Source organism: Methanobacterium spitsbergense, assembly GCF_019931065.1.
GTDB classification, from domain to species: Archaea; Methanobacteriota; Methanobacteria; order Methanobacteriales; family Methanobacteriaceae; genus Methanobacterium_B; species Methanobacterium_B spitsbergense.
Genome location: NZ_JAIOUQ010000008.1, coordinates 40,442 through 50,534, shown reverse-complemented (window position 1 = coordinate 50,534; position 10,093 = coordinate 40,442). Strand labels below are relative to the sequence as shown.

At 31.0% G+C, this 10,093-nt stretch carries 7 protein-coding genes; 5 read left to right on the top strand and 2 right to left on the bottom strand.

Annotated elements, in window-relative coordinates; translation table 11 throughout:
- The first annotated feature begins 381 nt into the window (after positions 1-381).
- The 5 genes from K8N75_RS07865 to K8N75_RS07845 all read left to right on the top strand — a co-directional run bounded on the left by K8N75_RS07865 (position 382) and on the right by K8N75_RS07845 (position 7,866).
- Positions 382-1,668 carry a HEAT repeat domain-containing protein gene (locus tag K8N75_RS07865; RefSeq protein ID WP_223791537.1) on the top strand — a complete coding sequence of 429 codons (1,287 nt, stop codon included), beginning with the start codon at positions 382-384 and terminating at the stop codon, positions 1,666-1,668.
- A 359-nt stretch (positions 1,669-2,027) separates the two neighbouring features.
- Complete coding sequence (locus tag K8N75_RS07860) at positions 2,028-2,939, top strand: Ppx/GppA phosphatase family protein (RefSeq protein ID WP_223791536.1); 912 nt, start codon at positions 2,028-2,030, stop codon at positions 2,937-2,939.
- A 7-nt stretch (positions 2,940-2,946) separates the two neighbouring features.
- Positions 2,947-5,067, top strand: coding sequence for a polyphosphate kinase 1 (ppk1, locus tag K8N75_RS07855; protein WP_223791535.1), 2,121 nt, complete (start codon positions 2,947-2,949; stop codon positions 5,065-5,067).
- 221 nt (positions 5,068-5,288) lie between these two features.
- Positions 5,289-5,909 (top strand): carboxymuconolactone decarboxylase family protein, encoded by a 621-nt coding sequence (locus tag K8N75_RS07850; protein WP_338038036.1) that lies wholly within the window; start codon positions 5,289-5,291, stop codon positions 5,907-5,909.
- Between the two features lie 301 nt (positions 5,910-6,210).
- Positions 6,211-7,866, top strand: a complete 1,656-nt coding sequence (locus K8N75_RS07845; protein ID WP_223791534.1) for an MFS transporter — start codon at positions 6,211-6,213, stop codon at positions 7,864-7,866.
- Positions 7,867-8,337: 471 nt separating this feature from the next.
- On the opposite strand, the gene K8N75_RS07840 is transcribed toward K8N75_RS07845, so the two are convergent.
- Positions 8,338-8,994: an SOUL family heme-binding protein gene (locus tag K8N75_RS07840; protein ID WP_223791533.1), complete on the bottom strand. Its 657-nt coding sequence runs from the start codon at positions 8,992-8,994 to the stop codon at positions 8,338-8,340.
- Positions 8,995-9,031: 37 nt separating this feature from the next.
- Complete coding sequence (heR, locus tag K8N75_RS07835) at positions 9,032-9,856, bottom strand: heliorhodopsin HeR (protein ID WP_223791532.1); 825 nt, start codon at positions 9,854-9,856, stop codon at positions 9,032-9,034.
- Between the last annotated feature and the right edge of the window lie 237 nt (positions 9,857-10,093).

Below are 10,093 nucleotides of genomic sequence, written 5' to 3'. Positions count from 1 at the left end.
AATGGACAACAAAACACGGAAAACATCAACAACCCCCAACAACTTGACAGCCCCAAAAAATAAAGTAATAATTATCAGTATTGAACAGTTAGCTATATCTTCCTAAAGTAACAATAATTATATAATGGATTTTGCAGTTAAAATTTGGAATTATTACAAAATGAACGTAAAAGAAGAAAATAAGAGAACTGATTGTGTAATCACTATTCTTTCTAATCACAATATTTGATAATTCATTTTTAAAATAATTCATAAAAATTCTGATTAATTCTATTATATAATTTAGAAAATTAGAATAATTATTATATAAATTTTTTTTGAAGTTAATAATATCATAAATTAATCAAACAATTTAAATAGAAATTCAGGAGGTCCCAGGGTATGGGTTCTAAATTTAATAAATTAGATATAGAGAAATTAAGGGCAAAAAAAGATATTAAAGGGCTAATTAAAGCACTTAAACATGAAGATAGCAATATTCGAATGTTTGCAGCAATTTCTTTAGGGGATATAGGTGAAGAAAAAGCCATTGCTCCTTTAATCCAATCCTTAAAAGACGAAGAAGAAAGAGTCCGAAATGAAGTCTTTAATTCTCTTGTTAAAATTGGAGACCCGGCCGTAGATACTCTTATAATGGCGTTGAAAGATGAAAAACTTGAGGAAGGAGTAAAATTTGCTCTTATTAAAATTGGGGAACACTCATCAAGGAATTTAATGTTTAAGTATAATAATCAAAATAGGGATACTAAGATTTATTATATTAATCTTATGGGGGAAATAGGAGATAAAAATTCAATTGAACATTTAATACACATTTTAAAAGATATAAAAAGCTATGAAAAATATGATCGTAAAATATTAATTTCAACTATTAAAGCACTCGGTAAGATTGGAGATGAAAGAGCTACAGATATAATACACGATTTATATTTTAGGTTTTGCCGTAGCCAAAGTGATAGATACTTAACAGAATTATTTATGGATGTTATTATTAATGTGGACAGAAATGGTTCTGATTTTTTAGTACAAGAATTATCAAGTAATGATTGTAAGGTAAGGGAGGAAGTTGCAGACGCCCTTATTAAGATGGAAAATCAAATGGCAGTAGATCCTCTTATCCGGGCTTTAACGGACAATAAAGGGGATATTTTTCGAAAGAGGGCATCAGAGATACTTTATAGGATAGGTAAACCTGCAGTTATCCCTCTTATCCAAGCTTTAAGAGATGAAGATAGATATCTTAGATGTGGAGCAGCAGATTCTCTTGGTAAAATTGGAGATGAAAGGGCAGTAAACCCCCTTATTAATGCTTTAAAGGACAAAGATAGTTATATTAGATTAGAAGCAGCAAAGGCTTTAGACAAGATTGGTTGGAAGTCTAAAGGCGGACAAGAAAATGTATATTATTTAATTGCGAAAACAAAATGGATTGAAGTATCTAAAATAGGAAACCTTGCAGTATTCCCTCTTATTCAGACTTTAAAATATGGAGAGTTGGATCTTCGATTTAATGCGGCCGAAGCACTAGGTGAAATAGGAGATGAAAGGGCCTTAGAACCTTTAAAACAAAGTTTAAAAGACGAAAATGAGGATGTTCGTAAAAAAGTATCGGAAGTTATGGTTAATATGGATTGGAATTCTAAAACTGATATAATATCCATTAATTAATAGAAAAATAAGAGGATTGTTTAATCCTATCAGTTCTTACTAAAGTTCTTAAATGGATATTACTTATATCTATTCATAGTAAGATTCTTGTTATCAATCTAGAAAACAAAAACAAGGGCATCTAAATTAAACAGTAAACTAGTGGTTTCCAATGGAATTCGGGATATAAAGTAGTAATAGTAAGTTAAAAAAATGAATCATTTGCTATTTTAACATTAATACTAAAATTTATTGTCAATTAAAGCTATAAATTAATATATCTAAGAAAGATTGTAGTGATATATGGTATTTGTAAATAAATTAGAACAAACTTAGAATTAGTTTAATATTTCAAATCTTCTTAATATGAGGTTATATTGATGTTGTATGGGGTCGTAGATATAGGTTCAAACACTGTAAAATTAAATGTTTATAATTACCGACATAATGTCATAAGTGTCGAATTTTCTGAAAAAGAAAATTTAGGTTTACTATTTTATATAAACAACGGAAAACTAACAGATAACGGTATTGAAGAGTTAGTAACTGTTCTAAAAAAAATGAAAAATGATCTGGACTATTTAAAAATAGATAATTACAGCTTCTTTTCTACAGCATCATTGAGAAATATTGAAAACATTGCTGAAGTTTTACAAATTATTAAGAATCGGGTAAATATAGAAATTGATCTATTATCTGGTGAAGAAGAGGGAGAATTAAGTTTTTATGGATCGATTCCCACCATCAAAGGGGATGATGGAATTTTAATTGATCTAGGTGGGGGTAGTGTTGAAATTGTACTTTTTAAGGATAGAAAAATATACAAAAAATACAGTATTCCCATTGGTTTTCTAAAAATGTTCAATGATTATGTTTCTGATATAATACCCAATAAAAAAGAGTGCAAACTGATTGAAGAAAGAATATACTTTGAATTGGATAAAATTGGTCTTAAAAATAATGAAAAAATTCCTTTTATGTGTGGTGTAGGGGGAAGTATTCGTGCTATTAAAAAATTACTGGTAAATTTAGATTTACAGAAAAAGAAAAATAATTTAGTTGATGTTAAACTGTTAAAACAGTTAAAAGAAGAACTGAAACTCAATGAATCAAATCATAATAACTATATCTATTATAAAATATTACATGTCAAACCCTCTAGGGTCCATACTTTAGTTCCTGCATTGTTGATAGTCGAATCAATTACTTCCTATTTTGGCTGTGAAGAAATACAGATCAGTAAATTCAGTGTTAGGGAAGGCTATTTACGTAGAAAAATGTTAAAGGAGTAAACTAAACATGTCTAAAATGGATTATAGTTTTACCCAAAACCGTGAACTGTCCTGGTTAAACTTTAATGAACGTGTTTTAGAAGAAGCAGAGGATTCTTCTGTTCCTTTATTAGAACGTTTAAAATTTGTGTCTATTTTCTCAAGTAATCTAGATGAATTTTATATGGTAAGATGTGGAAGTTTATATGATCTATCCCTTATTGATGAGGATTATAGGGACAATAAAACTGGTTTAAATGCACAAGATCAACTTGATGATATCTTTGAAAGGACTAAATTATTATACAAACGTCGAAATAATGTATATAAATCTATAAATTCTAGTTTAAAAGAGGAAGGTATCTATGATCTCGATTTTGAAGATCTGACTAAGGTTGAAAGAAAATTTATAAATAAATTTTTCTTTAACTATATTTTCCCAGTTTTATCCCCCCAAGTTATTGATGTTCACCATCCATTTCCCCATTTATTAAACAAATCCCTGAATGTCATGTTGATAATAAGGGATAAAGGCCTAACTTTGTATGGGCTTATCCCAATCCCATCTACTTTACCCAGTATAATCTATTTTCCAAAGGATGAATTGCGTTTTATATTATTGGAAAAAATAATATATGAATATGTTAATGAAATCTTTTCAAATTATGACATAGAATTTAAAACCATAGTTTCTGTTACCAGAAATGCTGATATAACCCTATCTGATTCCCAAATTGATGAAGATGAAGATTATAAGGGATATATGAAAAAAATTTTAAAGAAAAGAACTCGATTAGCACCCATACGATTAGAGATCTATAAATATTCTAACTCTAAATTAAACAAATTTCTATGTGAAAAGTTAAATATCCAACAGAGTCAAGTGCAAATCTCTAATACTCCTTTGGATATGGATTATGTATTTAAATTGTATAGTCATATAGAAAAGAAAAATGAACTTCTATTCCATAAATTATCATTTAATCCATATTATCCTAAAATACCAAAAACTGTTAGGGAAGGAAAGATTATACCCCAACTAAAAAAGAGGGATTTTCTATTATTCTATCCATATGATTCAATAGAACCATTTTTAAGATTATTAAAAGAGGCAGCTAATGATGAAAATGTTGTATCTGTTAAAATTACCATCTACAGACTGGCAAGATCTTCTTCGATTATAAAATATCTACTGGAAGCACGTGAAAATGGGATAGAGGTAACTGTTTTAATTGAACTAAGAGCTAGATTTGATGAAGCAAATAATATTCACTATGCTGGTTTATTAGAAGAAGCAGGTTGTAGGATTTTGTATGGGTTTGAAGATTACAAGGTCCATTCAAAGGTTTGTTTGATTACACGGAAAGAGAAGAATAACATCAAATATATCACACAACTGGGAACTGGTAATTACAATGAAAAAACCAGTAAATTATATACTGATTTTAGTTTTATTACACGAAACCATGCTATTGGAAGAGATGCCATGTTGTTCTTTAAAAATATGGCAATTTCTAATTTAAATGGTGAGTATGATAAGTTGTTGGTTGCACCATTTGGATTTAAAAACAAAGTAATTGAAAAGATCAACAATGAAATTGAAAATGCAAAGAATAACCGTCCGGCCAGTATTTTCATGAAAATGAATTCCCTAACAGACAGGGAATTGATTGATATGTTATCTAAGGCATCTAATGCTGGTGTGAAAATTAAATTAATAATTAGATCCATCTGTTGTTTACTTCCAGGAATACCAGGTAAAACTGAAAATATTGAGATAATCAGTATAGTTGGAAGGTTTTTGGAACATTCAAGGATCTATTGTTTTGGTATGGGAAAAGATGCCACAATATATTTATCTAGTGGTGATTTAATGACTAGAAATACTGAAAAACGTGTTGAACTTACTTTTCCCATTGAAAAACCAGTTTTAAAGAAACAGTTAATGAATATAATAGATATTATGCTTAATGATAATGTTAAAGCTCGGAAAATTAATGATAAAGGAGAGTATGAGCGGGTTATTAGGAGTATAGATCTAATTGATTCCCAAATTTATTTCATGAATAATGATTTCTCAAAATATGGTAAAGAGGAAGTGGGAAAGGAATCATTTTTCTCTAAATTGAAACATTTTTTGAAAGGATAAATTAATACATTATCAGATATTTAAGTTTAATACTCGTGATCATTCTCTAAATTTGTTTCCTAGTGGTCATATTCATCTTCTGTTAGGGTTATTATATACTGTGTGGAAATAATTTGTCTGAATTTTCCTGTAAACTTATATGTAATAATAATTTAGTCTCTAAAGATTTATGATAAACCGTTATAATAATTGTACAAGCTTCTAATTGAAGGAAATAATTCATGAATATCAAGGAAAAACATAAAATCAGAAATGATGGGAAGTTTGGTAAAAAACTTTACTCAGTTCAGGAATCTTACTGGATTTTTTATAATGGAATCCGAACAATGAAATACATGTTTAAAGCTAAAAGAAAAAAGGAATTGAGCCCAAAATTTATTGAAAGAATTATGCTTGCGGTGACTCAAGTGAATTGCTGTGCAATATGTTCTTACGCCCACTCAAAAAAGGCTCTTGAGAGTGGAATGAACAATGAAGAAATCCAAAATATGCTTTCTGGAATTATAGACGATGTCCCTAATAGTGAAGTTGCAGCAGTCATGTTTGCGCAACATTATGCAGATACGAGAGGAAATCCTACACTGGAATCGTGGCAGCGTATTGTAGAAATCTATGGAATATCCAAGGCAAACGGCATCTTTGGTTCCATCTGTACTATAATGATTGGAAATGTTTATGGTATTGCGTGGAGTTCTTTTTTTAATCGATTGAGAGGCAGACCTGATCCTAGAAGTAATTTGCTATATGAAGTCAGCATGATCTTAGGAACCGTTTTAATACCGATTTCTCTTATTCATGCATTAATATCTGATTTATTTAAAAAACCCAGGATTAAGTTTTAATACAGAACATAACAGTAGAACTAATAATGATTAATAGTCAGGATAAATATGTTGGTTTTACAATCATGGTTTAGTCTATAGGATCCTGAGCTTGAAAGACAAGCTAATGATCGTATTGCATTCCACAAAATTTTTAGGATTTTCCTGAAAAGAAAAACAAACCATATGATAAGGATATGTAATAATATTTTATAAATTATTTTTTACAAATATCAAATAGGATCATTTGAAATGTTTGGAAGTTGATATAATTAAAAAAAGAAGATGATTAAAGCTAGAGAATAATTTATCGGTGTATAATATGGATAACAACAAAAGTATAAAATATTCATCAAAATCAAAGATGGATACTGAAGTTGAATCTAACAAAAGTAAGAATCGGATCATTATTCATAGGCCTCAAGAACAGGGAAAATTAGTCCTAGCAACTTTAATCATTGTAGCTGCAGTTGCCAATCTAAATCTATCAGTAGCCAATGTAGCTTTACCTTCAATAGGGTTTGCATTTGACGCTTCTCAGGTTCAGCTTAATCTAGTTGCAGTAGGATACTCAATGGGTCTGGCGGCATCTGTATTGTGGTTCGGTGCTTTGGGCGATCATCATGGACGTAAGATGATGCTAATTGTCGGAACGTTACTTGCCATACCCGCCTCTATTATTGCAGGATTCGCACCAGATATTAATATTCTAATAGTAGCTCGTTTTATTGGAGGATTAGCAGCTGGAATGGCATATCCAACAACTTTGGCATTGATTGCTGCTATGTGGTCAGGTCCTAGAAGAACAAAATCCATAGCACTCTGGTCCGGCGTCGGTGCAGCTATCGCTGCATTAGGGCCTGTCATATCAGGTTATCTTCTTATATCGCGGCCATGGGGCTCTGTATTTTTAATAACCTTACCGCTTGCACTTGTAGCCCTTGTTATGGCTTTAAAATTTATTCCCGCCTATATCAATGAAACAACAGACCCAGTTGACAATAAAGGAGGTTTATTATCATTCATATTCCTTGGAACATTGATATTAGCCATTAATTTCGCTCCAGTACCCAACATGGGGTTGTTGATACTTGGATTAATTTTCATTGCAGTAATGGTTGGAATTTTCTTCTTATTACGTCAACGTAGAATAAAAATTCCACTTTATGACCTGAACATTGCAAGTCGAAGGATCTTCTGGGTAGCAGCTAGTGCAGGGATAATTGTTTTCGGTTCACTCATGGGTGCCATGTATATTGGACAACAATTCCTTCAAAATGTATTAAACTATTCTACCTTTAATTCTGGACTTGCAATATTACCTGGAGTTATATTCCTCGTGCTGATAGCTCCAGTTTCAGCCAGACTAGTGGAATCAAAGGGTTCAAGATTTACCTTACTGGTTGGTTACTTTTCCTGTTTACTAGGCTTTCTCACCATGTTGCTTCTATGGGGTGATGGTATACCCTACTGGAAAGTAGGTCTTGCATATGCATTTGTAGGTATTGGTGTGGGATTTGCAGGTACACCCGCATCACATTCACTTACAGGCTCAGTTCCTATTAAAAGGGAAGGTATGGCATCAGGTACTGCAGACTTACAGAGGGATTTTGGAGGGGCAATTATGACTTCAATCTTTGGTGCTTTACTAACTTTAGGATATTCAAAAGCTTTCAGCAATCAAATTGCAGGATTACCCAGTATTGACCAGCAGCAAATCTCAAATAATATCATAACAGAACTTCAAAAATCATTTAGCAGTGCAGCAGCTGTTGCACAACAATATCCACAATACTCTGCTAATATTTTAACATCAGCTAAGATTTCATTCTTAGCTGGAGATCACCTAGCATACACTGCAGGTATTATAGCAATACTACTTGGTGGAGTTATTATATACTTTAAATTCCCTAAACATGAAGAAGAAAAGCAGTTATTAAGCAGGTATAATGATCTAGATAATAATCCAGAACAATAATCCCCTTTATTTGAAAAAATTATCTTAAATTAAAATTCTTAGAATCATTAGTTTAAATTGTATTTTATTTAATTCCAAATTATTTAAAATTATTAATCTCAACTAAATATTAATTGAGTTATAATTGAAGAAATACTATATTTTTACAGAAATTTTAATTTTTTAAAAAAATAATATGATTTAGCAAAATCGTCTTCAACTTATTATTGTTTCTTTAATGCCAGCTTGATAATAGAATAATGGACTAATTTTGAAGTATTTTAATGCGGGTGTAACTATAAAGGCAAATATCAACGCAATATTATTGCTAATGAAATCATTATAAATCATAATTTGGTTTCATGAAGCTTCCTGATTAATATATTTCTCAAAATCTGTATAAACGTATTGTAATAACTACTAATATTTTACTTTTTCTACAATATGATAATACAATTTTTTATAAAAAAAATATGGATTATGGAGAGTTTTTTAAATTTTTACCATTACTTCGTTTCTCCTGAAAAATCCAGGAACTGCAGGATTATTATATTGGGCTACAATATAGTTTGATTTTGGTTTAATACCTTCCTTTTCCAGCCATCCTTTGAGTTCTTCCATTTCTTTATGGGCGAGTTTATGATTAACACGACCACGGAACCTAAGCACAACCATTTTCTGGTTTCTAATTTCTTTAAAGATTATTCTATTATCTTCTGGCTCTGGCAGAGTGTCTAAAGTGTACTTGGATGGCATGGTAAAAGAAATTCGATATGTATGCTTTCCACTGTCTTCTTCAGTTACTGGAACGACCATTTCAATCTTCTCTGGTTCATCAACAACTTCTTCACTTACAGGGGCAGTCATTTCAATTTTCTCAGAATGCATAGCTTCTTCTGTAACAGGGATTGTCATTGGTATTTTTTCTGAAACCGATATGTTTTCCCCGGAAACTGGAGCAGTCATAGGGATATTAGAACGCTTTTTATTTCCTCCAAATATATAGTTTGCCAGAATTCGGAAGCCCAATCCAATTGCTTGATCATAATCTGATTCAACATCTACTTGGGCCAGAATATAACCCGGGTATACTCTGATTTCAATATCTTCATCTTTTTTTTCAACAGAGTACTTAGGTGTTTCAGTCATCAAATCCCCCACTATTATTATAAAAATATTTAAGGGATTAGAATGGTGCAAATACTCCTACAAACACTAACCAGGCCAAAATGGTTTTTGCTATGAAACTTAGTAATATGTAGACTCTTTCGCCGTACAAGTAGTCTTTCCACTTTCCTACTCCTTTATATTGAAGTATCATGTTAATGGAGAACGTGTTGAATATTATAAAGTAGAATAGAAGAGTCAAGTAGACGAATGTTGGAGGGTTGGTGTCAGAAGATCCTAGTGCCGCTATAAAGTACGCGGCTAATACTACCCATGGAGTGAATCCTGCAAGACATCCTAACAAGTAGGCAGACCAGTCTGTTTTTTTAGTATTGAAATTAATTTTTTCCATTAATAAACCACAAATGATCATAATGGCATTTAAGACAAATATCATCACCAAAGACCATAAATCCCATACTCCAACAAAGGTTGCGATGATCACCAGCATTATAGAGCTCGTAATAGCGTATTCATACCAACGATAAGGATTCATACCCTTCTTCAGATTTTCAATATAAGTCTTGTTTTTTACAAAAGCAATCAGCAACAAGGCAATACCAGAAATCAACAGAAATGAAGACAATATTACTCCCAAGTTTGTAACAGTAAAAACAACATTTGGATCTGGTAGTACTTGAAAAGTCGGTGGAGCTAAACTAATTATTTTAAATTTAAGATAAAAAGTGTATATATCCCTATTCCATGTAAGAAGAAAACCTAAAGCAAGCATTACAATTCCCTGGGCAAAAAGGAAAATCCCAGCACCGGTATTAAGTTTTTTAAGGCTAGAAAAACTAATGGGCGATTTAGATATTACCTCTCTTCTCAAATCATTATCCATTATAAATCCCTCCAATAACTACTTAATATAATTAATATTTATCTTAATAGTATAATTATTTTTCAGTATAATTATTACCAATAATATTAATAATATCTGGAAGGAAAGTTATCTTTAGGGACACTTCGATATTTCAAACAAAGTTTGAAGTAAAAAAAATTTATGAGTAAATCTACGAAAAAAAATAATAAAAATCTGGTTCAAAAAAATAAATAAATTTAAGATACTTACCAAATT